Origin of the sequence: Streptomyces sp. NBC_00667 (assembly GCF_036226825.1) — a bacterium.
In the GTDB taxonomy this organism is placed as follows: domain Bacteria; phylum Actinomycetota; class Actinomycetes; order Streptomycetales; family Streptomycetaceae; genus Streptomyces.
Map to the genome: position 1 here is coordinate 5,048,834 of NZ_CP109022.1, position 25,020 is coordinate 5,073,853.

19 protein-coding genes are annotated in these 25,020 nt (G+C 73.8%); 14 read left to right on the forward strand and 5 right to left on the reverse strand.

The window, feature by feature from the left end:
• Positions 1-19 precede the first annotated feature (19 nt).
• Positions 20-1,306: a glycoside hydrolase 5 family protein gene (locus tag OHA81_RS23455; RefSeq protein ID WP_329198886.1), complete on the reverse strand. Its 1,287-nt coding sequence runs from the start codon at positions 1,304-1,306 to the stop codon at positions 20-22.
• A gap of 333 nt (positions 1,307-1,639) precedes the next feature.
• On the opposite strand from OHA81_RS23455, the gene OHA81_RS23460 reads away from it, so the two are divergent.
• A complete protein-coding gene (locus tag OHA81_RS23460; protein WP_329198888.1) occupies positions 1,640-2,737 on the forward strand; it encodes a LacI family DNA-binding transcriptional regulator in 1,098 nt (365 codons plus the stop codon).
• Between the two features lie 27 nt (positions 2,738-2,764).
• On the forward strand, positions 2,765-3,766 hold the full coding sequence (locus tag OHA81_RS23465) for an ROK family protein (protein WP_443056626.1): 1,002 nt from the start codon (positions 2,765-2,767) through the stop codon (positions 3,764-3,766).
• 45 nt (positions 3,767-3,811) lie between these two features.
• Here the strand turns inward: OHA81_RS23465 and OHA81_RS23470 are convergent, their stop codons facing one another.
• Complete coding sequence (locus OHA81_RS23470) at positions 3,812-4,807, reverse strand: TAXI family TRAP transporter solute-binding subunit (RefSeq protein ID WP_443056627.1); 996 nt, start codon at positions 4,805-4,807, stop codon at positions 3,812-3,814.
• Between the two features lie 119 nt (positions 4,808-4,926).
• Here OHA81_RS23470 and miaB point away from each other — a divergent pair, with 119 nt between their 5' ends.
• Positions 4,927-6,447 (forward strand): tRNA (N6-isopentenyl adenosine(37)-C2)-methylthiotransferase MiaB, encoded by a 1,521-nt coding sequence (miaB, locus tag OHA81_RS23475; RefSeq protein WP_329198890.1) that lies wholly within the window; start codon positions 4,927-4,929, stop codon positions 6,445-6,447.
• A gap of 78 nt (positions 6,448-6,525) precedes the next feature.
• Complete coding sequence (locus OHA81_RS23480; protein WP_329198892.1) at positions 6,526-7,275, forward strand: class III extradiol dioxygenase subunit B-like domain-containing protein; 750 nt, start codon at positions 6,526-6,528, stop codon at positions 7,273-7,275.
• A gap of 69 nt (positions 7,276-7,344) precedes the next feature.
• On the opposite strand, the gene OHA81_RS23485 is transcribed toward OHA81_RS23480, so the two are convergent.
• Positions 7,345-7,602: an antitoxin gene (locus OHA81_RS23485; RefSeq protein ID WP_329198894.1), complete on the reverse strand. Its 258-nt coding sequence runs from the start codon at positions 7,600-7,602 to the stop codon at positions 7,345-7,347.
• 23 nt (positions 7,603-7,625) lie between these two features.
• On the reverse strand, positions 7,626-7,832 hold the full coding sequence (locus OHA81_RS23490; RefSeq protein WP_329198896.1) for a hypothetical protein: 207 nt from the start codon (positions 7,830-7,832) through the stop codon (positions 7,626-7,628).
• A gap of 164 nt (positions 7,833-7,996) precedes the next feature.
• Between OHA81_RS23490 and miaA the strand changes: the two genes are divergently transcribed.
• The 6 genes from miaA (at position 7,997) to hflX (ending at position 16,280) form a co-directional block, all read left to right on the forward strand.
• On the forward strand, positions 7,997-8,935 hold the full coding sequence (gene miaA, locus OHA81_RS23495) for a tRNA (adenosine(37)-N6)-dimethylallyltransferase MiaA (RefSeq protein ID WP_329198898.1): 939 nt from the start codon (positions 7,997-7,999) through the stop codon (positions 8,933-8,935).
• A 105-nt stretch (positions 8,936-9,040) separates the two neighbouring features.
• The gene (locus tag OHA81_RS23500) at positions 9,041-9,676 is read left to right on the forward strand and encodes a hypothetical protein (RefSeq protein WP_443056628.1); all 636 of its coding nucleotides are present in this window, start codon (positions 9,041-9,043) and stop codon (positions 9,674-9,676) included.
• Between the two features lie 23 nt (positions 9,677-9,699).
• Positions 9,700-10,575, forward strand: a complete 876-nt coding sequence (gene dapF, locus OHA81_RS23505; protein ID WP_329198900.1) for a diaminopimelate epimerase — start codon at positions 9,700-9,702, stop codon at positions 10,573-10,575.
• Positions 10,576-10,743: 168 nt separating this feature from the next.
• Positions 10,744-12,831 (forward strand): RelA/SpoT family protein, encoded by a 2,088-nt coding sequence (locus OHA81_RS23510; RefSeq protein WP_329198902.1) that lies wholly within the window; start codon positions 10,744-10,746, stop codon positions 12,829-12,831.
• Between the two features lie 190 nt (positions 12,832-13,021).
• Complete coding sequence (locus OHA81_RS23515; protein ID WP_329198903.1) at positions 13,022-14,530, forward strand: M1 family metallopeptidase; 1,509 nt, start codon at positions 13,022-13,024, stop codon at positions 14,528-14,530.
• A gap of 244 nt (positions 14,531-14,774) precedes the next feature.
• Positions 14,775-16,280 (forward strand): GTPase HflX, encoded by a 1,506-nt coding sequence (hflX, locus tag OHA81_RS23520; protein WP_190186222.1) that lies wholly within the window; start codon positions 14,775-14,777, stop codon positions 16,278-16,280.
• A gap of 84 nt (positions 16,281-16,364) precedes the next feature.
• On the opposite strand, the gene OHA81_RS23525 is transcribed toward hflX, so the two are convergent.
• On the reverse strand, positions 16,365-17,543 hold the full coding sequence (locus OHA81_RS23525) for a trypsin-like serine peptidase (RefSeq protein ID WP_329198905.1): 1,179 nt from the start codon (positions 17,541-17,543) through the stop codon (positions 16,365-16,367).
• A 400-nt stretch (positions 17,544-17,943) separates the two neighbouring features.
• On the opposite strand from OHA81_RS23525, the gene OHA81_RS23530 reads away from it, so the two are divergent.
• The 4 genes from OHA81_RS23530 (at position 17,944) to OHA81_RS23545 (ending at position 24,972) form a co-directional block, all read left to right on the forward strand.
• The gene (locus OHA81_RS23530) at positions 17,944-19,260 is read left to right on the forward strand and encodes a diaminobutyrate--2-oxoglutarate transaminase family protein (protein ID WP_329202507.1); all 1,317 of its coding nucleotides are present in this window, start codon (positions 17,944-17,946) and stop codon (positions 19,258-19,260) included.
• An 854-nt stretch (positions 19,261-20,114) separates the two neighbouring features.
• The gene (locus OHA81_RS23535; RefSeq protein ID WP_443056789.1) at positions 20,115-22,106 is read left to right on the forward strand and encodes an IucA/IucC family protein; all 1,992 of its coding nucleotides are present in this window, start codon (positions 20,115-20,117) and stop codon (positions 22,104-22,106) included.
• Positions 22,107-22,288: 182 nt separating this feature from the next.
• Positions 22,289-22,918 (forward strand): GNAT family N-acetyltransferase, encoded by a 630-nt coding sequence (locus OHA81_RS23540; RefSeq protein ID WP_329202510.1) that lies wholly within the window; start codon positions 22,289-22,291, stop codon positions 22,916-22,918.
• Positions 22,919-23,199: 281 nt separating this feature from the next.
• Positions 23,200-24,972 carry an IucA/IucC family protein gene (locus tag OHA81_RS23545; protein WP_443056790.1) on the forward strand — a complete coding sequence of 591 codons (1,773 nt, stop codon included), beginning with the start codon at positions 23,200-23,202 and terminating at the stop codon, positions 24,970-24,972.
• Positions 24,973-25,020 lie beyond the last annotated feature (48 nt).

Sequence of the window (25,020 nt, forward strand, 5' to 3'; positions counted from 1 at the left end):
CGGTGCGTCGGTGGCGGGGTCAGGCGGTGCCGGTCACGTCGTGCACGTGCAGAACCTCGGTGATCCCGCGCGCCGACAGGTGCGCCGGGTCCCGGGCCAGATCCGCCAGGACCACCGCCGGGCGCAGCCCCCGCGCGGTCAGCGCCGCCCAGGCCTCGAAGAACGCCCCGCCCGGCCCGCACACCGAACGGCCCGGCGCGGCCTCCGCCCCGCCGACGTCGACGGCGAGCGCGGTCGAGCGGGGCGGCGGCCGGTGCTCGCGGCCCCGCCACGAGGCGGCGATCCGGGCCAGCGCGGCTCCGGCGGGCTTGACCCGGCGGTCGTTGGTGAGCAGGCCGAGGCCGTACTCCAGCTCCGGGAAGTCGGCCAGCTCCCGCGACACGTCGTGCGAACACCACCAGGTCACGCCCCACACGTCCGCGCAGTCCAGCGCGTTGGCCACGGTGGCCCCGGTGAACCGCGCCGCCTGCTCGGGCGGGACCAGCGGGGCCGGAGCCCCGACCTCCTGGAGCCACACCGGCCGGTGCGGGTCCACCGCCCAGGCCTTGGCGAGCTCGATCAGGTACGCGGCGTGGTGCTCGGTCGCCGTCCCGGTGGCCCCGTGGCGCTGAGCCGTGCCGTTGAACACCCAGGAGTGCACGGCGGTGGCCGCGCCCAGCCGGGCCGCCTGGGCCGGGGTGAAGGGGTGCCCGTCCTGGTACCAGGCGGCGTCGTACTCGGCGTGGACGTGGAACCGGCCGGGGGCCCCCTTGTCGCAGGCGGCCAGCATCCGCTCCAGCCAGCGCGCGGCCCGGGCCGCGTCGATGCGGTCGGGGTCGGGGTGCGGGGCGTCGGCGAACTGGTTGATCTCGTTGCCCACGGTCATGCCGAGGAAGTTGGGCCGGTCCGCGAGGGCGGCGGCCAGCGTGGTCAGGTACTCCTCCTGCGCGCAGACCACGTCCGGGTCGCGGAAGATGTTGCGCCGGTGCCAGGTCCGGGTCCACGCGGGCAGGAAGTCGAAGCTCGACAGGTGCCCCTGCAGGCCGTCCACGGCGACGTCCAGTCCGCGCTCGGCGGCCGCGTCGGCGAGTGCGAGCAGCTGCTCGACGGCGCGGGGCCTGATGAGCGTGCGGTTCGGCTGGAACACCGGCCAGAGCGGGAAGACCCGGACGTGGTCCAGGCCGAGGGCGGCGATCGAGTCGAGGTCGGCCCGCACGTCACCGAGGTCGAAGTCCAGCCAGTGGTGGAACCACCCCCGCGCGGGGGTGTAGTTGACGCCGAAGCGCGGACTGCGGACGGGGGGCGGAAGGGGGCGGCCGTCGGGCATGGGGGTCCCGGAGTTCGCAGGAAGGCACCGGACCCACCGAAAACTGCCGGGAGTCCAAGGGGAAGTCAACAGGGCCATTCGCGCCGGAGCGGCCGGTGTGCAGGGCTGGGCAACGTCCGTGCCCGCTGCCGTGCTCGTGGGTGCGGGGCGCTCGGCAAGGGGTGTACTCGTGCGCTCCGCCCGAGTGGCGCAGTCACGGTCGTGCCCGAACCGACCCCTCAGGAAAGCGACTTCGGAGCCAGGGCCCATCGGCGGGGGAAGCGGCCGGGCCGGGCCGGATCGCGTACGGTCCGGCCATCGCAGTTCGCGCCACCGCAGGAGGATGAGCCGGCCATGGCCCGCAGACCCACCATCAAGGACATCGCCCGCCGGGCAGGGGTGTCGGAGAGCGCCGTCTCCTTCGCGCTCAACGGCCGGCCGGGCGTCTCCGAGGACACCCGGGCCCGGATCCGGCGCGTCGCAGAAGAGCTCGGCTGGCAGCCCAACAGCGCGGCCCGCGCCCTGTCCGGGGCGCGCGCCGGAGTGGTCGGGCTGGTCCTGGCGCGGCCCGCGCACACCCTCGGGGTGGAGTCCTTCTTTCTGCAACTCGTCTCCGGCATACAGGAGGTGCTGGCCGCCGGCCGGATCGCCCTCCTGTTCCAGGTGGTGGAGGACGTGGACGCGGAGTGCGCGGTCTACCGGCGCTGGTGGGCGGAACGGCGCGTCGACGGGGTCATCGTCGTGGACCCGCGCACCCGGGATCCCCGGCCGGAACTCCTGACCGGACTCGGCCTTCCCGCGGTGATGGTCGGCACGACGGCGACGGCGACGGACCCGGCCGCGGCGGCGGTGACCACCGGGCCGGACGGCTCCGTGGGCCCCGAGGGGCCGCCCGCCGCCCTCTCCACCGTCCGGGCGGACGACGCCGGAGCCATGGCGCAGGTACTGGACCACCTCCACCGGCTCGGGCACCGCCGGATCACCCACGTCGCGGGCCTGCCCGCCCTCGCCCACACGGCCCGCCGAATGGCCTCGCTGCGCGCCTGGGCGGAGCGGCACGGCCTCGGCCCGGCCCACGTCCGGTCGGTGGTGACCGACTACTCCGACGCCGAGGGCGCCGCCGCCACCCGGCGGGTCCTCGCCGACCCCGAGCCGCCCACCGCGCTCGTCTACGACAACGACGTGATGGCGGTGGCCGGCGCCGCCGTCGCCGCCGGCCTCGGGATCCCCGTCCCCGCCCGGCTCTCGCTCGTGGCCTGGGACGATTCGGCCCTGTGCCGGGTCACCCATCCACGGCTGACCGCCCTCGTCCGTGACACGGCGGGCTTCGGGCGGCTCGCGGCCGAGGAACTGCTGGCCGTCCTGGCCGGGGGCCCGCCGCGGGTGCGGGAGAGCGAGCTGCCCCGGCTGGAACCCCGCGACAGTACGGCGCAGGCCCCGGCCGCATACTGAACCCCGACCCCTTCCAGGAGCGCCGCCGTGACCACTTCCCCCTCCGCCCCCTCCGCGCACCGCGGCCCCGGCTCGGCCGACGGCCTCACCGTGGCGATCGACATCGGCGGGACGAAGATCGCCGGCGCGCTGGTGCACCCCGACGGGGCGATGACGGCCGGCACCCGCCGCCCGACCCCGCGCGGGACCGACGCCGAGGGGGTGATGGCCGCCGTCGCCGAGGTCGTCGCCGACCTCGCGCGGAGCCCGCTGTGGCCGTCGGTGGTCCGCTGCGGCGTCGGCAGCGCCGGCCCGGTCGACACCTCGCGCGGCACCGTCAGCCCGGTCAACATCGCCGCCTGGCGCGGGTTCCCCGTCCTGGACCGGGTCTCTGCGGAGCTGGCGGCCCACGGCGCCCGGATCCCGGCCGTGCTGGCCGGCGACGGCGTGGCCATGACGGCGGCCGAGCACTGGCTGGGCGCGGCCCGGGGCCACGCCGACGCCCTGTGCATGGTGGTCTCCACCGGCGTCGGCGGCGGCCTCATCCTGAACAACCGGCTCCACCCCGGCCCCACCGGCAACGCCGGTCACATCGGCCACATCAGCGTCGCCTTCGACGGCGAGCCGTGCGTCTGCGGCGGCCGGGGCTGCGTCGAATCCCTCGCCTCGGGCACGGCCATCGCCCGCTGGGCCCTCGCCCAGGGCTGGACCCCGGGCGGGGACCAGGACGCCACCGCCGCGGGGGTGGCCGCCGCCGCCCGGGCCGGCCACCCCGTCGCCGTCGCCGCGTTCGACCGGGCGGGCCGGGCCCTGGCCGCCGCCATCGCGGCCACCGCGACCCTGGTGGAGACCGGCATCACGGTCATCGGCGGCGGCGTGGCCGCCTCCGGGGACACCCTCTTCGAACCGGTCCGGCGGCACCTGGCCTCGTACGCGACCCTGTCCTTCGTGCGGGACCTGCGGGTCGTCCCCGCGAGCCTGGGCACCGACGCGGGGCTGATCGGCGCGGCCGCCGCGGCGACGATGCTGCTGTCGGGGCGGACCGGCTGACGGGGCTGCCCGGAGACGGAGCGGACCGGCCGACGGCTGCCCCGCCTACGGCTTGACCGAGCGGTAGTACCGCGCCGCGCCCTCGTGCAGCGCCAGCGGATCGGTGTAGATCGCCGTCCGCAGGTCCACCAGCTGCGCGGCGTGCACCTCGTGCCCGATCCGGTCCCGGCTCGAAATCACCGTCCGGGTGAACCGCTCGGTCAGCTCAGGACCGGTGTCGTCCCTGGTCACCAGCAGGTTCGGCACCGCCAAGGTGGCCACCGCCGAGGTATTGCGGGCCCGCGCGTACGCGTCCTGCGGCATCACCGCCGCCCGGTAGTAGCGGGACGGGGTGCCGCTGCCCTGGAGCCGCTCGACGAGGTCGCCCAGCTGCACGAGCCGGATCTCGAACCGCTCGGACAGTTCCCGTACCGCGTTGGTCGGCAGGCCGCCGGACCAGAAGAACGCGTCGATCCGCCCCGCCTCCAGCTCCGCGGGCATGGTGTCGATGCCTATCGACACCGGGGTGATGTCCCGCGCCGGGTCCAGATCTGCCGCCGCCAGCAGCCGGTCCGAGATCAGCCGCACCCCGGACCCGGCCTGGCCGACCGCGACCCGCTTCCCCTTGAGGTCCCGCGCCGACTGCACCGGCGATCCGGCGGGCACCACCAACTGCACGTAGTCGTCGTAGAGCCGCGCGACGCCCCGCAGCCGCTCCGCCCCCGGTTTCCCGTCGAGCCGGTACTTGGCGACCGCGTCCGCCGTCGCGATGGTGAAGTCGGCCTCCCCGGCGGCCACCCGCTGGAGGTTCTGCTGGGAGCCTTCGCTGGGCTCCAGCTTCACCGTCACACGGGGCATGTCGGTGGCGAGCGCCTGCTCCAGCAGCTCCCCGTAGCGGTGGTAGACGCCGGTACGGACGCCCGTGCTGAAAGTGAGGCTGCCGCTGGGCTCCGGCTCCCCGAAGGGCCTCAGCCACCACACCAGCAGCCCGCACACGGCGAGCACCGCCGCCAGGCCCCACAGGGCGCGACGCCGGCTCACGCGGGGCGGTACGAGGTGCACGCCGGCGATCCTGCCACCCCGCCCGGCGTCCTGTCACGGCCCGGACGCCGTGCACCGGTGGACCACCGCCCCCGCGGCTGCGGGCCGGAGGGCATCCGGGGAGCGCCTACCCTTGTTCCATGACCAGCAGCAGCGACCGGAGCACGGCAGTGGACGTCAAGGGAACTTACGAGGTGCGCACCTACGGGTGCCAGATGAACGTGCACGACTCCGAGCGGCTTTCCGGTCTGCTGGAGGACGCCGGTTACACGCGGGCGCCCGAGGGCTCCGACGGCGACGCCGACGTCGTCGTCTTCAACACCTGCGCCGTCCGCGAGAACGCCGACAACAAGCTGTACGGCAACCTCGGCCGGCTCGCCCCGATGAAGACCAAGCGCCCCGGCATGCAGATCGCCGTGGGCGGCTGCCTCGCGCAGAAGGACCGCGACACGATCGTCCGGCGGGCCCCGTGGGTCGACGTCGTCTTCGGCACCCACAACATCGGCAAACTGCCCGTCCTGCTGGAGCGCGCCCGCGTGCAGGAAGAGGCGCAGGTCGAGATCGCCGAGTCGCTGGAGGCCTTCCCCTCGACGCTGCCGACCCGCCGCGAGTCCGCGTACGCCGCCTGGGTCTCGATCTCCGTCGGCTGCAACAACACCTGCACCTTCTGCATCGTCCCCGCGCTGCGCGGCAAGGAGGAGGACCGCCGTCCCGGCGACATCCTGGCGGAGGTGGAGGCACTGGTCGCCGAGGGCGTCTCGGAGATCACCCTGCTCGGCCAGAACGTCAACGCCTACGGCTCCGACCTCGGCGACCGCGAGGCCTTCTCGAAGCTGCTGCGCGCCTGCGGACAGATCGAGGGCCTGGAGCGGGTCCGCTTCACCTCCCCGCACCCGCGCGACTTCACCGACGACGTGATCGCGGCCATGGCCGAGACCCCGAACGTGATGCCGCAGCTGCACATGCCGCTGCAGTCCGGCTCGGACCCGATCCTCAAGGCCATGCGCCGCTCGTACCGCCAGGAGCGCTTCCTCGGCATCATCGAGAAGGTGCGCGCCGCCATCCCGCACGCGGCGATCTCCACCGACATCATCGTCGGCTTCCCCGGCGAGACCGAGGAGGACTTCCAGCAGACGATGCACGTGGTGCGCGAGGCCCGCTTCGCGAACGCCTTCACCTTCCAGTACTCCAAGCGCCCCGGCACCCCCGCCGCGGAGATGGAGGGGCAGATCCCCAAGGAAGTCGTCCAGGAGCGGTACATGCGCCTGGTCGCCCTCCAGGAGGAGATCTCCTGGGAGGAGAACAAGAAGCAGGTCGGCCGCACCCTCGAAGTCATGGTCGCGGAGGGCGAGGGCCGCAAGGACGGCGCCACGCACCGGCTCTCCGGCCGCGCCCCCGACAACCGCCTCGTGCACTTCACGAAGCCGGACCAGGAGGTCCGCCCCGGTGACGTCGTGACCGTCGACATCACCTACGCCGCCCCGCACCACCTGCTGGCCGAAGGCCCGGCCCGCTCCGTGCGGCGCACCCGCGCCGGCGACGCGTGGGAGAAGCGCAACGCCGCCCCGGCCCAGCCGGCGGGCGTCATGCTCGGCATCCCCACCCTGGGCGTCCCGGCCCCGCTGCCGCCGACCAGCTCCGGCTGCGCCGTGACCGCCTGATCCCGCGGCGCGCCGGGCGGGTGCGAGGGGGCCCCGCGGGGGGCCCGGAGCGGGCCGCGCCCGGCTAGGCTGCGGATCATGCTCGTAGCCGCTGCCGTCTGTCCCGCCCCGCCGCTCCTCGTGCCGGAGGTCGCCGCGGGGGCCGCCGCCGAACTGGACGGGGCCCGTACCGCCTGCTCCGACGCGCTCGCCGTGCTCGCGGCCTCCAGGCCCGGCCTGCTGGTCGTCGTGGGCGCCGCGTCGTCCGACGACCAGGCCGGCCCGTACCCCCAGGGTTCCCGGGGAGGCTTCCACGGCTTCGGCGTCGACTCCGGTGTACGGCTCGGCGAGGGCGTCCGCCCCGGCGAAGGGGTCCGGCCCGGCGAGGAGCCGGACGCCGGTACGCGGCCGCTCCCGCCGGCCCTGGCCGTCGGCGCCTGGCTGCTGGACCACGCGCGCTGGGGCGCCGCGCCCGTCGAGGGGCTCGCGGTGGCGCACTCCCTGGAGACCGGGGAGGCCCTGCGCGCGGGCCGCGACCTCGCCGCCCGGGAGGACCGGGTCGCCCTGCTCGTCATGGGCGACGGCAGCGCCTGCCGGACCCTGAAGGCGCCCGGCTACCTCGACGAGCGCGCCGGAGCCTTCGACGCCGCCGCCGCAGCCGCCCTCGCCACCGCGGACACCGCCGCCCTCGCCGGACTCGACGTCACGCTCGCCGCCGAACTCCAGGCCGCCGGCCGGGCGCCGTGGCAGGTCCTCGCCGGCGCCGCGGAGGGCGCGGGGCTCGACGGCCGGCTGCTGTACGAGGACGCCCCGTACGGGGTGGGCTACTTCGTCGCTGCCTGGTCCTGAAACCCGCCCGGCGGCGGTACGCCGAAGGGGCGCGGGGCCCCTCGGACCCCGCACCCCTTCGCGGACGACTCAGCCGGTCGCCGGCGGCGTCGGCCCGCCGGGACCGTGACCGGGATCGTCCTTGTGGGCGATCTTGCCCAGGGCGCCCTTCGCCTTGCTCGTGCCCGCCGTGATCTGGCCGCTGTACTTGCCCTTGGTCTTGGAGTCCACGACCTTGGCCATCTTGTCCAGACCCTCGCCGATCCTGCCCTCGTGCTGCTGCGCGAGGTCGCCGACCTTGTCCTTCGCCGGCCCGAGCTTGGCCTTCAGATTGTCCAAGAGGCCCATTGGTCACCGTCCATTGCCGGGAGCTACGTACGGGCGCCCTCGCCGGTCTCGCTGTCCGCGGCGGCCTCCACCGACTGCTGCTTCGGGATCTCCACGGGCTCCGCCGCCGGGACCTCCGCCTCAGCCGCCACTGCCTCCGCTTCCCCGGGCGTGGCCGTCAGGCCCTCGGGAGCGGCCTCTTCGGTCGAACCCTGATCCTTACGGCCAAAAAACCGGCTGAAAACACCCATGTCTACTCCCATAAACGTTACTCGTGCGAGTGGAGTTCCGCCTTGGCCGGACCGGCCTCCCCCGGGCGCGCCGGGCCCGGAACCCCGCCAAGGCAACGACCCCGACCGCATCCCGTCACGTCACTCGATCGGGTATCCGGCGCAGGGTTTGCGAGACTGTGGCAGTGAGGAATGCAGCTCCCGCCCCGCGGGTCATCGCCGTCGTCGGTCCCACCGCGGCCGGAAAGTCCGACCTGGGCGTAGCCCTGGCCCACCACTTCGGCGGGGAGGTCGTCAACGCGGACTCCATGCAGCTGTACCGGGGGATGGACATCGGCACCGCCAAGCTGACGCCCGAGGAACGCGGAGGGATCCCGCACCACCTCCTGGACGTCTGGGACGTCACCGAGACCGCGAGCGTCGCCGAGTACCAGCGCCTCGCCCGCGCCGAGATCGACGCCCTGCTCGCGCAGGGGCGCACGCCGGTCCTCGTCGGAGGCTCCGGGCTCTACGTCCGCGCCGCGCTCGACGCCATGGACTTCCCCGGCACCGACCCGGCCGTGCGGGCCCGGCTGGAGGACGAGCTCACCCTGCGCGGCCCCGGCGCCCTGCACGCCCGGCTGGCCGCCGTCGACCCGGACGCCGCCCACGCCATCCTGCCCAGCAACGGCCGCCGGATCGTCCGGGCCCTGGAGGTCATCGAGATCACCGGGCAGCCGTACACCGCCAACCTGCCGGGCCACGAGTCCGTCTACGACACGGTCCAGATCGGCGTGGACGTCGCCAGGCCGGAGCTGGACGAGCGGATCGCCCTGCGGGTGGACCGGATGTGGGAGGCCGGTCTGGTCGACGAGGTCCGGACGCTGGAGGCCCAGGGGCTGCGCGAGGGCATCACCGCCTCCCGCGCGCTGGGGTACCAGCAGGTGCTGGCCGCCCTCGCGGGCGAGTGCACCGAGGACGAGGCCAGGGCCGAGACCGTACGCGCCACCAAGCGGTTCGCCCGCCGACAGGACTCCTGGTTCCGCCGGGACCCGCGCGTGCACTGGCTCAGCGGAGCGGCCGAGGACCGCGGGGAACTCCCCGGACTCGCGCAGTCGTTGGTCGAACGAGCGGTCACAGCCTGATCACGTGATGGCATCGGGAAGCCCCGTGCGCCCGTCTGGGGGTCTGGACCATGCCATCATCAAACTGCTGAACAGCGGCGTACGAAGTCCGAGTGGGGAGGGCGCGTGGCTATGGAGGCCGGCCCTCGTGACACTGGGCGGGACGACACCGGACGGGAGGCGGACCTGCTCCACAGCGGGACCGCGGAGCCTGCCGGGCCCGCCGCGGAGCCTGCCCGGCTCGCTCCGGGCCTTGCCGGGCCCGCCGCGGACCCCGCCTCCGGGACGGTTCCGCGACAGGAGCCCGGACCGCAGCCGGCCGGGCCCGACGGTCCCGGCTCGCTCGGGCTGCCCGCCGACCCCGCGCGGCTGACCCCCGACGGCCCGGACGCGCCGGACGCCGCGGCCGAGGGCGCCACCGGCCCCGAGTTCGAGGTTGAACTGCGCCCCCAGCGCCGCCTGCGCATCTGGCAGATCACCCCCATCGTGATGCTGGCCGCCGCAGGCTCGCTCATGTTCGCGTTCCCCCTCGCCTTCGAGTTCGGTGACGGCGGAGCCGTCGTCGCCATGCTCGGTTTCCTGATCAGCGCCTGCGCCGCCGGCTGGGGGATGATGGCCGCGCGCCGGGTCGGCTACTCCCTGCCCGGGCTCCGCCCGCGGGGCGGCGGCCGCCTCCCCGACTGGCGCATGGCCGCGCTGTACGCGCTGGTCGCGCTGGCCGTCGTCGCGCTCGCCGTGTACCGGGTGGCCCGGCTGCGCTGAGGCCCGTCGCTTACGATGGGCCCGTGACGCACAGCACCCTCTCCTTCCTCAAGGGCCACGGAACCGAGAACGACTTCGTGATCGTCCCGGACCCGGACAACGCCATCGAGCTGCCCGAGGGCGCCGTCGCCAAGCTCTGCGACCGGCGGGCCGGAATCGGCGCGGACGGGGTGCTGCACGTGGTGCGGTCCGCCGCCCATCCCGAGGCCGCGCACATGGCCGGCGAAGCCGAATGGTTCATGGACTACCGCAACAGCGACGGCTCCGTCGCCGAGATGTGCGGCAACGGTGTGCGGGTCTTCGCCCGCTACCTCCAGCACGCCGGCCACGTCGAGCCCGGCGACCTCGCCGTCGCCACGCGCGGCGGCGTCAAGCACGTGCACCTGGCCAAGACCGGCGACGTCACCGTGTCCATGGGCCGCGCCGAACTGCCCGCGGGCGAGGTCACCGTCTCGGTCGGCGAGCGCACCTGGCCCGCGCGGAACGTGAACATGGGGAACCCGCACGCCGTGGCGTTCGTCGAAAGCCTCGACGACGCCGGGAACCTGTTCACCGCCCCGCCGTTCAGCCCGGCGTCCACCTACCCCACCGGGGTCAACGTCGAGTTCGTGGTCGACCGGGGCCCCCGGCACGTCGCCATGCGCGTCCACGAACGCGGCTCCGGCGAGACCCGCTCCTGCGGCACCGGCGCCTGCGCCGTCGCCGTGGCCGCCATCCGCCGGGACGGCGCCGACCCGGCCCTCACCGGTCAGCCCGTCACCTACACCGTCGACCTCCCCGGCGGCACCCTCCTCATCACCGAACACCCCGACGGCCGGATCGACATGACCGGACCCGCCGTCATCGTGGCCTCGGGCGAGTGCGAGTCGGCCTGGCTCACCGAAACGGCCTTCGCCTAGGTTTGTCCTGGCCCGGGCATTGCCGCGCAGCTTCCCTCTAATGGGTGATCCGTTTCACGCTGTGCGAGAGGTGGACTGCGCCACGTGGTGGGGTCGGTAACATCAGGCACCGGCCCTGAGGGCTCACCCCATGCCCACCACCGCCGGTCGAAGCCGCCGGAGGTTCCCATGAGTGCAGAGGCCACGAACCCCGAAGCACACCCCGAAGCGCGCCCTGAGCTGCGCAGACGGAGCCGCAGCAGGCTTGACCTGCGCCGTCTCGGGCGTGCCGCGCTGCTCGGCCCCCCGTCCCGCGACCGGCTCCCCGACGCCATCGGACACGTGGCGGAAGCCCACCGTGCCCACCATCCGGACGCCGATCTGTCCATCCTGCGGCGCGCGTACCTCCTCGCGGAGACCTCCCACCGCGGCCAGATGCGCAAGAGCGGTGAGCCGTACATCACACACCCCCTCGCCGTCACCCTGATCCTCGCCGAACTCGGCGCGGAGACGACCACGTTGACGGCCTCACTCCTCCACGACACCGTGGAGGACACCGAAGTGACGCTCCAGCAGGTCCGCGAGGAGTTCGGCGACGAGGTCTGCTTCATCGTCGACGGCGTCACCAAGGTGGAGAAGATCGACTACGGGGCCGCCGCCGAACCCGAGACCTTCCGCAAGATGCTCGTCGCCACCGGCAACGACGTCCGCGTCATGTCCATCAAACTCGCCGACCGGCTCCACAACATGCGCACGCTCGGCGTGATGCGCCCCGACAAACAGGCCCGCATCGCCAAGGTCACCCGCGACGTCCTCATCCCGCTCGCCGAACGGCTCGGCGTACAGGCCCTCAAGACCGAGCTGGAAGACCTCGTCTTCGCGATCCTGCACCCCGAGGAGTACGAGCAGACCCGCGCGCTGATCGCCGCCCACACGGGCGAGAACGATCCGCTGCCCGCCATCGCCGACTCCGTGCGCGCCGTCCTGCGCGACGCCGGGATCGCCGCCGAAGTGGCCGTACGGCCACGGCACTTCGTATCCGTCCACCGCATCTCCCGCAAACGCGGCGAGCTGCGCGGCTCCGACTTCGGACGCATCCTCGTCCTCGTCGGCGAGAACGCCGACTGCTACGGGGTGCTCGGCGAACTGCACACCTGCTTCACCCCGGTGGTCTCCGAGTTCAAGGACTTCATCGCCGTCCCGAAGTTCAACCTCTACCAGTCGCTGCACACCGCCGTCGCCACGCCCGACGGGCACGTCGCCGAAGTCATCGTCCGGACCCGGCAGATGCACCGCGTCGCGGAGGCCGGCGTGGTCGCCCTCGGCAACCCGTACACCACGGGCGAACCCGCCGACTGCGACGAGGAACGCGTCGACCCCACCCGGCCCGGCTGGCTGTCGCGGCTGCTCGACTGGCAGCAGTCCGCGCCCGACCCCGACACCTTCTGGACCGTCCTGCGCGCCGAACTCGCCCAGGACCGGGAAGTCACCGTCTTCGCGGTGGACGGCGCCGCCGCCGCCCCGCGCACCCTGACCCTTCCGGGCGGCGCCAGCTGTATCGACGCCGCCTACGCCCAGTACGGCGAGGCGGCCCACGGCTGTATCGGCGCCCGCGTCAACGGGCGCCTCACCTCCCTGTCGTCCCGGCTCTCCGACGGCGACACCGTCCAACTGCTGCTCTCCCACGACTCCTCCTCCGGGCCGGCCGCCGACTGGCTGGAGCACGCCACCACCCCCGCCGCCCGCATCGCCATCGGCAGCTGGCTCGCGACCCACCCCGACGACGCCGCGGCCACCACCACCGCCGCACGGGCGCCCCTGTCCGTCGTGGGCGCGCGCGGGGGGAGCGGCAACGCCGTCGCCGACCTGCCGAACGCGCACGTACGGCTGGCCGGCTGCTGCACCCCCGTGCCGCCGGACGCCGTGGCCGGGTTCGTCGTACGGGGCGGGGCCGTCACCGTGCACCGCGTCCAGTGCCCCGCCGTGGCCCAGATGCGCGCCGTGGGCCGTACCTCGGTCGCCGTGCACTGGCGGGACACGGCGGACTGCCGCGTGACCCTGCTCGCCGAATCGTTCGGCCGCCCGCACCTGCTGGCCGACCTGACCGAAGCGATCGCCCGCGAGGGGGTCGAGGTGGTCTCCGCGACCGTGGAACCGCCCGTCGAACAGCGGGTCCGGCACACGTACACCCTCCAGCTCCCCGACGCGGCCGGACTCCCGGCGCTGATGCGGGCGATGCGCGACGTGCCGGGCGTGTACGACGTCAGCAGGGCGTAGCCGGCACGCCGGGCTGCCCGTACCCGGTGCGGTCCGGTCCACGACGCGTGGTCGCGCGTGTCGTCGCGCGCCGGCCGGTCCACGGCGCGTCGGTCATGCGTAGGCCGGTCCACCGGCCTGCGAACCCGTTCGGGTGGCGCCGTCGCGCGCCGGTCGCAAGGGGGCGCCGGGCACTGGTAAGCGATGGTGGATGCAGCTCACCTCCCCCCGCCTGCGCGCCGCGCTGCTCGCCGCGGCCTCCCTCACCCTCGTCGCCGCGGTGCTGCCGCCGCCCAAGCCACTCGGCATCGGCGACACCCTCTTCCCCGAGCTCGGCAACCCCGGCTACGACGTCCTCTCGTACGACCTGTCCTTCACCTACAAGGACAACCGCAGCCCGCTCGACGCCGTCACCGTCATCGACGCCCGGGCCCTGGAGGACCTGGAGCGCATCAACCTGGACTTCACCCACGGCACCGTCGCGTCCGCCGAGGTCAACGGGGAGCCCGCACGCTTCGAGAGCGCCGGGGAGGACCTCGTGCTGACCCCCGCGCGGCCCGTCGTGGCCCACACGCCGCTGCGCGTCGTCGTACGGCACACCAGCGACCCGCGCGGCCGCGACGACGGCGGCTGGGTGACCACCGACGACGGGCTCGCCATGGCCAACCAGGCCGACGCCGCCCACCGGGTCTTCCCCTGCAACGACCACCCCGCCGACAAGGCGTTCTTCACCTTCCGGATCACCGCCCCGGCCGGTCTCACGGCCGTCGCCAACGGAGTGCCCACCGCCCTCCCGGTCCAGCGCTCCGGCCAGCCCACCACCTGGACCTACCGCACCCTGCACCCCATGGCCACGGAGCTCGCCCAGGTCTCGGTCGGCGCCTCCGCCGTGCCGTCGGGCACCGGACCGCACGGGCTGCCGCTGCGCCACGTGGTGCCGGCCGCCGACCGGCAGCGGCTGGAGCCGTGGCTCAAGAAGACCTCCGCGCACATCGCGTGGATGGAAGAACGCGTCGGCCGCTACCCCTTCGAGAACTACGGCGTGCTCATCGCCCGCGCCAAGACCGGCTTCGAGCTGGAGACCCAGACCCTCTCGCTCTTCGAGAGCGGGCTGTTCACCGCCGGCACCTACCCCGAGTGGTACGTCGACTCCGTCATGGTCCACGAGCTCGCCCACCAGTGGTTCGGCGACAGCGTGACCCCGCGGACCTGGTCCGACCTGTGGCTCAACGAAGGACACGCCACCTGGTACGAGGCGCTCTACGCGGACGGCCTCGGCAAGTACTCCCTGGAGCGGCGCATGCGCGAGGCGTACCAGCGCTCCGACCAGTGGCGGGCGGCGGGCGGCCCGCCGGCGGCGCCCAAGCCGGCCCCGCCCGGGGAGAAGATCGGACTGTTCCGGCCGGTGGTCTACGACGGGTCCGCGCTCATCCTCTACGCCCTGCGCCAGGAGATCGGCGCAGCCGCCTTCGACCGGGTCGAGCGGCGCTGGGTGGCCGAGCACGCGGACTCCACCGCGGGCACGGCGGACTTCGTGCGCCTCGCCTCCCGGGAGGCGGGACGGGACCTGGAACCCTTCCTCAAGCCGTGGCTGTACGGCGCGACGACCCCGCCGATGCCGGGACACCCCGAATGGAGCGCGCAGTCCAAGGCGACCCCCGCCCCCAAGGCCGCGCCGAACGCGGCCCCCGCGCCCAGGGCGACCCCGAAGAAGGCCTGAGACCGCGCGGGCGCCCGGCCCGATCCGGGTGGCGCCCGTGCGAAAAGCGTGTGACGGGCGCCGAACGGGCATGTCACCATCGACAGGCCGGTCCGCCCGGCCGTGGGCCCCCGGGTCCGGGAATCTCCGGGCGGTGTGACACGTTGGACATTGCAGTGCTATGTCACGACCGTGTCATGTCACGCACGGCGGCAGCCTCGGCAGCGGTCGGGCGCGGACGCATTCGAATCGACGTAAGGATCCAATGACCTCCTCCTCTTCCCCTTCCCAGGACGCGCGGGACGCACAGGACGTGCAGGACTCGCCGAGCTTCACCGAGAGCCTTCGGGCCGATGCCCTGATGGAAGAGGACGTCGCCTGGAGCCACGAAATCGACGGGGACCGCGACGGCGAACAGTTCGAGCGCTCCGAGCGCGCGGCGCTGCGCCGCGTCGCCGGCCTCTCCACCGAGCTCGAGGACGTCACCGAGGTCGAGTACCGACAGCTCCGCCTGGAGCGCGTCGTACTCGTCGGTGTGTGGACCTCCGGCACCGTGGACGACGCCGAGAACTCCCTCGCGGAGCTCGCGGCCCTCGCCGAGACGGCAGGTGCTCTCGTGCTCGACGGCGTGATCCAGCGCCGCGACAAGCCCGATCCGGCCACCTTCATCGGTTCCGGCAAGGCACGTGAACTGCGCGACATCGTCATGGAGAGCGGCGCCGACACCGTCGTGTGCGACGGAGAGCTCAGCCCCGGCCAGCTCATCGCCCTCGAAGACGTCGTCAAGGTGAAGGTGGTCGACCGGACCGCCCTCATCCTCGACATTTTCGCCCAGCACGCCAAGTCCCGAGAGGGCAAGGCACAGGTCGCGCTCGCGCAGATGCAGTACATGCTGCCGCGACTGCGCGGCTGGGGCGCGTCGCTGTCCCGGCAGATGGGCGGCGGCGGCGGTGGCGGAATGGCCACCCGAGGCCCCGGTGAGACCAAGATCGAGACCGACCGGCGACGGATCCGCGAGAAGATGGCGAAGATGCGCCGGGAGATCGCGGAGATGAAGACCGGCCGCGACATCAAGCGGCAGGAACGGCGCCGCAACAAGGTGCCCTCGGTCGCCATCGCCGGCTACACCAACGCCGGCAAGTCCTCGCTCCTCAACCGCCTCACCGGTGCGGGCGTCCTGGTGGAGAACGCCCTGTTCGCCACCCTCGACCCGACCGTGCGCCGGGCCGAGACCCCCTCCGGCCGCGTCTACACCCTGGCCGACACCGTCGGCTTCGTCCGGCACCTGCCCCACCACCTGGTCGAGGCGTTCCGCTCCACGATGGAGGAGGTCGGCGACTCCGACCTCATCCTGCACATCGTGGACGGCTCGCACCCGGCCCCGGAGGAGCAGCTGGCGGCGGTCCGCGAGGTCATCCGCGAGGTCGGCGCGGTCAACGTGCCCGAGATCGTGGTGATCAACAAGGCGGACGCGGCGGACCCGCTGGTCCTCCAGCGCCTGCTGCGCATCGAGCGGCACTCCATCGCCGTCTCCGCCCGGACCGGCATGGGCATCGAGGAGCTCCTCGCGCTCATCGACACCGAGCTGCCCCGGCCGGAGGTCGAGGTGGAGGCACTGGTGCCGTACACCCGCGGCTCGCTGATCGCCCGGGCGCACGCCGAGGGCGAGGTCATCTCCGAGGAGCACACCCCGGAGGGCACCCTGCTCAAGGCGCGCGTCCACCAGGAACTGGCCGCGGACCTGGCACCGTACGTGCCCGCGAAGCACTGACCGGCCGCGCCGTGTGAAGGAGGGCCCCCGCCTCGGGCGGGGGCCCTCCTTCGTGTCACTCCCGCAAGTGCCGCGTCGCCGCTGCTACTTGAACTTGTTGCTCACCGCGGTGTACACGCCCTTGGCCTCCGGGCCCAGCCGCGGGCCGGCCAGCCAGCCCGCCTTCGCCGGACCGATCGACGTGTTCGACACCAGCGCGGGCTTGCCGTCGGCGCCCGCCGCGATCCAGCCGCCACCCGAGGAACCGCCGGTCATGGTGCAGCCGATGCGGTACATCACCGGGGAGGCCGCGGTCAGCGACAGCCGGCCGGGCTTGTCCGTGCACTGGAACGCCCGCTGGCCGTCGAACGGCGCCGCAGCCGGGTAGCCCGTCGCCGTGATGCTCGCGACCTTCTGCACCGCCGGGGCGGCGAACTCCACCGGGAGCGCCGAACCGACCGTCTCCTCCAGGGACTTGCCCGAGCCCTTCTCCGGGGTCACGTGCAGCACCGCGAAGTCGTACGGGGCACCCGCCCCGCCCGTCGGGCCGCCGGTCGCGATCCACTGGTCCGAGGTCTGTGCCCAGTCGCTCCACCACACGCCGTACGGGGCCACCTGGTCGCGAGGGGCGCCCTTGAGCTCCGGCGCCGTCTTGCCCGCGTTGTTGTAGGACGGGACGAAGGCGATGTTGCGGTACCAGCCGCCGGCCTTGCCGGCGTGCACGCAGTGGCCCGCCGTCCAGACCAGGTTGGACTTGCCGGGGTGGGCCGGGTCCTTGACGACCGTGGCCGAGCAGACCATCGAGCCCTCGGGCCCGTCGAAGAAGACCTTGCCGGACGCCGGGACGTTGGCGTGGTACGGCGCGGCCGCCTGCTTCGCGGAAACCGGCGCGGGAGTGGGGTCGGTGACGCCCTGGTCCTTGCCGGCGTCCGGGTCCACGGCCGGGGGCTGCGGCGTCTTGTCGGCGTCACGCATCCGGTCCGGGTCCCAAAGGCCCTCGATGATCGGGTTGATGTAGTCGCCCGCCTCGCGGAGCCAGTCCTCCCGCTTCCAGTTCTTCCACGCACCCCCCTTCCACTTCTCCATGTCTATGCCGTGCTGCTTCAGCTTTTCCTTGATGTCGTCCGGGATCTTGATCCCGTCGGTGGCGCCGGACGGCAGGCTGGCCGCCACGGTCGGCTTGGCGTCGCCGCCGGCCTCACCGTCGCCGGGTCCGCAGGCCGCGGCGGTCAGCGCGAGCGCGGCCGCGCACAGGGCCGCGGTGACCGGTCGGTTCGGTCGCATGTCGTAAGTCCCCCTGGTGGTTCGAGGCGTTGAACGGGGTGCGGTGCGGCCGGCTCGCCATTCGCGCGCGCCGGGCGCAGCACCCCACTATGCCGCTGCGGCTGAGGACGACACAGGCCGGGGCCGCGGTTCCTTCACCCTCCGCCGGGTCCCTGCGGGGTCCGCCGAGGGCAAGGATCTTCCGGTCACCCGTGATCCGCCGCCTTCACCGTCGTTGGTACGTACGGGGGATGGGGCAGCAGCGTTCCTGTTCGAGACGCAATCCGGAAGAGAGATCCGGGCGGGAGGACCGACAGTCGTGGCGTGGAGCGAGCCTTTGACCGAGCCGGCCGCAGCCGAGGGCGAGGCGCAGAACACGGCGGTGGCCCAAGGGCCGGCCGGCCCTGCGGCGGCGGAACAGGTGCCGCAGCAGGGCAACAGGGCGCCGGTCGCGGCCGAGGGCATCCTGCGCAGGCAGGCGTTACGGGAATCCGCCGCACGGACGTACGCGCGCTCCCTGCCCATCGTCCCGGTACGGGCCCGGGGGCTGACGATCGAGGGCGCCGACGGGCGGCGCTACCTCGACTGCCTCTCCGGCGCGGGCACGCTCGCGCTGGGACACAACCACCCCGTGGTGCTCGAAGCCGTCCGGGGGGTGCTCGACTCGGGTGCTCCGCTGCACGTGCTGGACCTGGCGACCCCGGTCAAGGACGCGTTCACCACCGAGCTGTTCGCGAACCTGCCGCCCGCGCTGGCGGCGGACGCCCGGGTCCAGTTCTGCGGGCCCGCCGGGACGGACGCGGTCGAAGCCGCGCTCAAGCTGGTCCGTACCGCCACCGGGCGCTCGGGGCTGCTGGCCTTCACCGGGGCGTACCACGGCATGACGGCCGGGGCGCTGGAGGCCTCGGGCGGCGCCGAAGCCGTACGGGTCACCCGGCTGCCGTTCCCCCAGGACCACCGCCCTCCGTTCGGGGTCGCCGGTGCCGACGGGGAGCGGCTGGCGGCGCGGTGGACCGAGAGCCTGCTGGACGACCCCAAGAGCGGGGTGCCGGCGCCGGCCGGGATGATCGTGGAGCCGGTCCAGGGTGAGGGCGGAGTCCACCCGGCGCCGGACGCGTGGCTGCGCCGGATGCGGGAGATCACCGCCGAACGGGGCATCCCGCTGATCGCGGACGAGGTGCAGACGGGTGTGGGGCGCACCGGCGCCTTCTGGGGAGTCGACCACGCCGGGGTCGTGCCCGACGTGATGGTCCTGTCCAAGGCGATCGGGGGCAGCCTGCCGCTGGCCGTGATCGTGTACCGGGCGGAGCTGGACGTCTGGGCGCCCGGTGCCCACGCCGGTACCTTCCGCGGCAACCAGCTGGCCATGGCGGCGGGAACCGCCACCTTGGCCTACGTCCGGCAGAACCGTCTTGCGGAGCGGGCCGCCGTGCTGGGGGAGCGGATGCTGACGGCGTTGCGGGGATTCGCCGCCGACCACCCCTGCGTCGGGGACGTGCGGGGCCGCGGTCTGATGATCGGCGTCGAAGTCGTCGACCCCGACACCGGAGCCGCCGCTCCCGAGCTGGCGGCCGCCGTCCGCCAGGAGTGCCTGGACCGGGGCCTGATCGTCGAACTCGGCGGCCGTCACTCCAGCGTCGTGCGCCTCCTGCCGCCGCTGACGCTGACCGACGAGCAGGCCGGAGCCGTCCTCGACCGGCTGACCGACGCCGTCCCCGCCGCCCGCCGGCCCCACTGACCGAACCCCAAGGACCCCCCATGCCCACGCCACCCCCAGACCCCACCCCGACCGCGACCACACCCCCGGCACCCACCCCGGACCCCGCCCACGCCCCGGGCACTCCCCGAAACCAGGACGCTGCCCCAGGCCACGCCGGCGCCCCGTGCGGCAGTCCCTCCCCGGGCGGGGCCCCGACCCCGGGGGCCATGCCAACCCCAGGCACTCCCCGAAGCCAGGCCGCTGCCCCAGGTCAGGCCGGCACCCCGTCCGGCGAGCCAACCCCGGGCGGGGCCCCGACCCCGGGGGCCGCGCCTGCCGCGTTGGCCGCTACCGCCCGAGGGCTCGGCGTTGCCCCTGGCCAGGACGTTGCTCCGGGTCAGGTCGGCATGCCGTGCGGCAGCCCGCCCCTGGGCGGCGACCCAGCCCCCGGGGCCGTGTTCGTTGCGGGCCCCGGCACCGCCCGAGGGCTCGGCGTTGGCCCCGGCCGGGACGTTGCTCCGGGTCAGGGTGCGGGACCGGGGCCGGGCGGTGGCCCGGACTTCGTGACCGGGCCGGCGGACCCGGCCCTCGCCACTGGCACCGCCCAGGCGGGCCTGTCAGCCCCCGGGCACACCCCGGACTGGACCCCGCCCCCCGGCAGGGCCGAGCCCCACCACCCCGGCCCGGGGCAAGCCGTCGGCCCGTCCCCGGCACCCGGCGCCGAGGGAGCCGTCGGCGCCCAAGCGGCGCCGCCGTCCGGCCCGGCCGCGGTGCAGGGCGCTGCCCTGAGCCGGAGTCTGGGCGGTGACCCGGCACCCGGGGCCGAGGCGGTCGACCCGGCCCCGGCCTTCGGGACCGCCCAGGCAGGTGTGGAAAGCCTCGGGCACGACCCGGTGGGCGCACCGCCCTCCGGCGGAGCCGCGGCGCACCACCCCAGCCCCGGCGGCGCCACCCCGCCCCCGGGACCCGAAGCCGGGCACGTCCACGCAGGCGGCACGTCTGAGGCCGGGCCCACCACGGGCGCCCACGAGGCGCTGCCGGGTGAGCGGGGCCGGCCCGCTGCACCCGCGGCGGTCGGCGTGCCGAGGCAGAAGCGGCCGACCATGCGGCCCCGGCCGGCGGGGGCCGGGCTCCTCGGCCCCGATCCGGCGGCGCTGCCCGATCTGCTGGACCACCCCGACCCCGGGATCGCCGCCGAGGCCGCGACGGTGGAGAACCTGCTGCGGTGCTGGGTCCGCGAAAGCGGCATCGGCCGCCCCGACGGGCCCGTCGGCACCCTGCTGCGCATCCCCCTCCCCGCATCCGGCGTGGCGCTGCTCGTCGCCGTCCGGCACTGGTCCCCGTCGGGCTGGCACCGCTTCGCCCCCGCCCGGCTCGAAGGCGCCCCCGCCGACGCCCCCGCCCTGGACGCAGTCACCCTTGCCGCCCTGATCGCCCGCGAGGGCACCGGCCGCGCCGCCGACCTCGTCGGACGGGTAGCCGACTCGGTGCGCCGCACCGCCGAGTTCATCGCCGACCGGCGTCAACGACCCACCCCACCGGCCCCCATCGCCGCGGACCGCTTCCTCACCGCCGAACAGTCCCTCCTCCTCGGTCACCCCCTCCAGCCCGACCCCAAGAGCCGGGAGGGACTCTCCGAAGCCGATGTACGCCACTACTCACCCGAACTCCACGGCTCCTTCCCCCTCCACTGGTTCGCCATCGACCCCTCCGTGCTCGCCACCGACTCCGCCTGGACCGAACGCGGCCGGCTCGTCCCCGCCGCCCAGCTCCTCTCCCGCCTCGCCCCCGGGCTGGCGACGCCCGCCGGAACCACCCCCTTGCCCCTCCACCCCTGGCAGGCCCATGACCTGCTGGCCCGCCCCGCCGTCGCCGCCCTCCGCGACGCGGGACTCCTGACCGACCTGGGCCCGTACGGCGACCCGTGGTACCCCACCTCCTCCGTCCGGACCGTCCACCGCCCCGGCGCCCCCGCGATGCTCAAGCTGTCCCTAGGCCTTCGCATCACCAACTCCCGCCGCGAGAACCTCCGCAAGGAACTCCACCGCGGAGTCGAGGTGCACCGGCTGCTGCGCACCGGCCTCGCCGATCAGTGGCAGGCGGCCCACCCCGGCTTCGACATCGTCCGCGACCCCGCCTGGGTCGCCGTCGACACCCCCGACGGCACACCCGTCCAAGGACTCGACGCCTTGCTACGCCACAACCCCTTCCGCTCCGGTGACGACGCCGTCTGCATCGCCGCACTCACCGCTCCCCGCCCCTGGCCCGGCCGGACCACGATGCGCTCACGGCTCGCCGAGACGGTCTCCCGGCTCGCCGCGTCCACCGGCCGGCCCACCCCGGCGGTAGCCGCCGAGTGGTTCCTGCGCTACCTCGACTACGTCGTCCTCCCGGTCCTCGCCATCGACGCGCTCGCAGGCATCGCCCTCGAAGCCCACCAGCAGAACACCCTGGTGCTCCTCGACCCGGCCGGCTGGCCCATCGGTGGCCGCTACCGCGACAACCAGGGCTACTACTTCCGCGACTCCCACCGCGCGGAACTCGAAGCCAGGCTGCCCGGCATCGGCACCACCAGCGACACCTTCGTCGCCGACGCCGTCACCGACGAACGCTTCGCCTACTACCTCGGCATCAACAACGTCTTCGGGCTGATCGGAGCCTTCGGATCGCAGCACCTCGCGGATGAACGCGTCCTGCTCGCCGCCTTCCGCCGGTTCCTGGGCAAAGCCTCCCGCCTCGGTCCGCTCCCCGCGCTGCTGCTCGATTCGCCCACCCTCCGCTGCAAGGCGAATCTGCTCACCCGCCTGGGCGGCCTGGACGAACTCGTCGGCCCGGTCGACACCCAGTCCGTCTACGTCACCATCACCAACCCCCTTCACGACTGAACGAGCGAACGACCCAACGACCCGACGACTCGACGGCGCAGCGGCTGACCGCACGACGACCCAGCGACTCGACGACCGACCGACTGACCGACCGACGCGCCCCATCGACCCGGAGAAGAGCCGATGCCTTCCACCCGCACCCCCATCGGCCCACCCGCACGGCCGCCGCCACCGCCTCGGTCATCGGGGAACCCGCCTCACCACGGCTCAACGCCCAACGGTTGCCGTTGCTCGCCGAGGCAGACCTGCTCGACTCACCGGCCGCATGGAGCGCCGTCGCCACCCCGGTCGGGGCGTTCCGCCTGGAACCCGTACGACCGCGCCACGACCTGGAACTCCTCACCCGCTGGATGAACGACCCCGACGTGGCCACCTACTGGGAACTCGCCGGCCCCGCAACCGTCACGGCCGCCCACCTAAGGGCACAGCTGGACAGCGACGGCCGCAGCATCCCCTGCCTGGGTCTGCTCGACGGCACACCGATGAGCTACTGGGAGCTCTACCGGGCCGACCTCGACCCGCTCGCCCGGCACTACCCGGCGCGCCCCCACGACACGGGTATCCACCTGCTGATCGGTGACGGCACGAACCGCGGCCGGGGTCTGGGCACCACCCTGCTCCGCGCGGTCGCAGACCTGGTGTTCGACAACCGGCCACGCTGTGCTCGCGTGATCGCCGAACCGGACATCCGTAACACCCCCTCCGTATCAGCCTTCCAGAATTCCGGTTTCCGCTGTTCCGCGGAAATCGACCTCCCCGAGAAGCGTGCCGCGCTGATGATCCGGGAACGGGCGCTGCGCAATCTCCTCTGAATGCCGCCCCGCAGTCCTCGCACCGTCATCGCTCGACGCTTCTGCATTCAACGCGTGTGCACTCAACACCTCGCACTCAACGCGTCTGCAATTGAAAACTCCGCGCCGTGGACCGAAGTTCCCGATATCCGAGGAGTCCCGTGTCGAATTTCTCCGCCGCGTCAGGTTCCACCGGCCCCCACTTCCCGGAGGCGGTGGCACCGTCGCCCCAGCACCCGAGCACACCACCCGAGATCAACGGCGTGACCTGGGAAACCGCCACCCGTCGGCTGCTCGCCAAGATGCTCGGGGAATTCGCGTACGAGGAGATCATCAGTCCCGTTCCGGCCCCCGCCGCAGCAGGCGACGCCTGGAGCCTCGCCCTGGACGACGGCAGCACCCTCGGCTTCCGCGCCCGCCGCCGCTCCTACGGCAGCTGGGACGTCAACGCCGGCACCATCACCCTCACCCCACCGCCCCTTTCCCCACAGCCCCCTTCGTTAGAGCCCCCGACCCCCCAGCCCCCGACCTCCCAGCCCCCGACCCCCTTCGGGGACCCGTTCGAGTTCCTGGTCCGCGCCCGTACCCTCCTCGGTCTCGACGGCGGCACCCTCGGCCACCTCGTCCGCGAGCTCAGCGCCACCCTCTCCGCCGACGCCCGCCTCGACCACCACGCCCTCACCGCCGACGTCCTCGCAGACCTCGACTACGCCGCGCTCGAAGGGCACCAGACCGGCCACCCCTGGCTCGTGCTCAACAAGGGCCGCGTCGGGATGTCCGCGGCCGACACCGCCGCCTGGGCCCCCGAATCCCGCACCCGCCAACGGCTGCCCTGGCTCGCCGCCCACACCTCCCTGGCCGAGTACCGGGGAACCGGCGCGATGGAAGACCCCGCGCGCCTGTACTCCGCGGAGCTCGACGCCGTCACCCGCGCCGCCTTCGACCGGACGCTGCGCGACCGCGGCCTCGACCCCCGCGGTTACCTCTACCTCCCGGTGCACCCCTGGCAGTGGGACGAGATAGTGCTCCCGCTCTTCGCGCCCGCCCTCGCCTCGGGCGCGCTGGTACCGCTGCCCGCGGATCCCGACGTACGACTGCCCCAGCAGTCGATCCGTACCTTCCTCAACCTGACCCGTCCCGATCGGCACAGCGTCAAGCTGCCGCTCTCCGTCCTGAACACCATGGTCTGGCGCGGGCTGCCCTGCGACCTGACCCTCGCCGCGCCCGCAGTCACCGCCTGGATCCACTCCCTGCGCGACGAGGACCCGTTCCTGCGCGACGAGTGCCGGGTCCTCCTCCTCGGCGAGGTGGCCTCCGTGACCGTCCGGCATCCCGTCTACGACCGGCTCCCCGAGGTCCCGTACCAGTACAAGGAACTTCTCGGCGCGATCTGGCGCGAGCCCCTGACCGGCCGGCTCGCCCCCGGCGAGCGGGCCCGCACCCTCGCCTCCCTCCTGCACACCGACCCGCGCGGACGCTCCTTCACCGCCGAGCTCGTCGCCCGCTCGGGACTGTCCCCCACCGTCTGGCTCCAGAGGCTCTTCGCCGCCCTGCTGCCCCCGCTGCTCCACTTCCTCTACCGGTACGGCACCGTCTTCTCCCCGCACGGCGAGAACACCATCGTGATCTTCGACGAGGGTGACGCCCCCGTCCGGCTCGCGGTCAAGGACTTCGTGGACGACGTCAACATCAGCCGGGAGCCGCTGCCCGAGCACGAGGCGATGCCCGCCCAGGTGCGTGCCGCGCTGCTGACGGAGCCGCCCGCCTACCTGACGCAGTTCATCCACTCCGGACTGTTCGTCGGCGTCTTCCGCTACCTGTCCGCGATCTGCGAGGACCGGATGGGAGTGCCCGAGAGCGAGTTCTGGTCCCTCGTACGGGCGGAGATCCTCCGCCATCAGGCCCGTTTCCCCGAGCTCAAGGACCGCTACGAGCTCTTCGACCTGCTCACGGAGCGGATCGACCGGCTGTGCCTCAACCGGAACCGGCTGCACGAGGACGGCTACCGCGACCGCCCGGACCGCCCGCACGCGGTCACCCACGGGACCGTTCCCAACCCCCTCCACCGGCCGTGAACCGACGGCGGGGACGTCTGCGATGCGGCTGCTGTCAGTGCGGCCCCG

Bases quoted from the DNA above. Each gene is read 5' to 3' on its own strand.
- OHA81_RS23510 (WP_329198902.1), top strand. From the start codon at position 10,744: ATGAGTGCAGAGGCCACGAACCCCGAAGCACACCCCGAAGCGCGCCCT.
- hflX (WP_190186222.1), top strand. From the start codon at position 14,775: ATGACCTCCTCCTCTTCCCCTTCCCAGGACGCGCGGGACGCACAGGAC.
- miaB (WP_329198890.1), top strand. From the start codon at position 4,927: ATGACCAGCAGCAGCGACCGGAGCACGGCAGTGGACGTCAAGGGAACT.
- OHA81_RS23485 (WP_329198894.1), bottom strand. From the start codon at position 7,602: ATGGGCCTCTTGGACAATCTGAAGGCCAAGCTCGGGCCGGCGAAGGAC.
- OHA81_RS23460 (WP_329198888.1), top strand. From the start codon at position 1,640: ATGGCCCGCAGACCCACCATCAAGGACATCGCCCGCCGGGCAGGGGTG.
- OHA81_RS23545 (WP_443056790.1), top strand. From the start codon at position 23,200: ATGCTCGGGGAATTCGCGTACGAGGAGATCATCAGTCCCGTTCCGGCC.
- OHA81_RS23525 (WP_329198905.1), bottom strand. From the start codon at position 17,543: ATGCGACCGAACCGACCGGTCACCGCGGCCCTGTGCGCGGCCGCGCTC.
- OHA81_RS23480 (WP_329198892.1), top strand. From the start codon at position 6,526: ATGCTCGTAGCCGCTGCCGTCTGTCCCGCCCCGCCGCTCCTCGTGCCG.
- OHA81_RS23515 (WP_329198903.1), top strand. From the start codon at position 13,022: ATGCAGCTCACCTCCCCCCGCCTGCGCGCCGCGCTGCTCGCCGCGGCC.
- OHA81_RS23490 (WP_329198896.1), bottom strand. From the start codon at position 7,832: ATGGGTGTTTTCAGCCGGTTTTTTGGCCGTAAGGATCAGGGTTCGACC.
- OHA81_RS23455 (WP_329198886.1), bottom strand. From the start codon at position 1,306: ATGCCCGACGGCCGCCCCCTTCCGCCCCCCGTCCGCAGTCCGCGCTTC.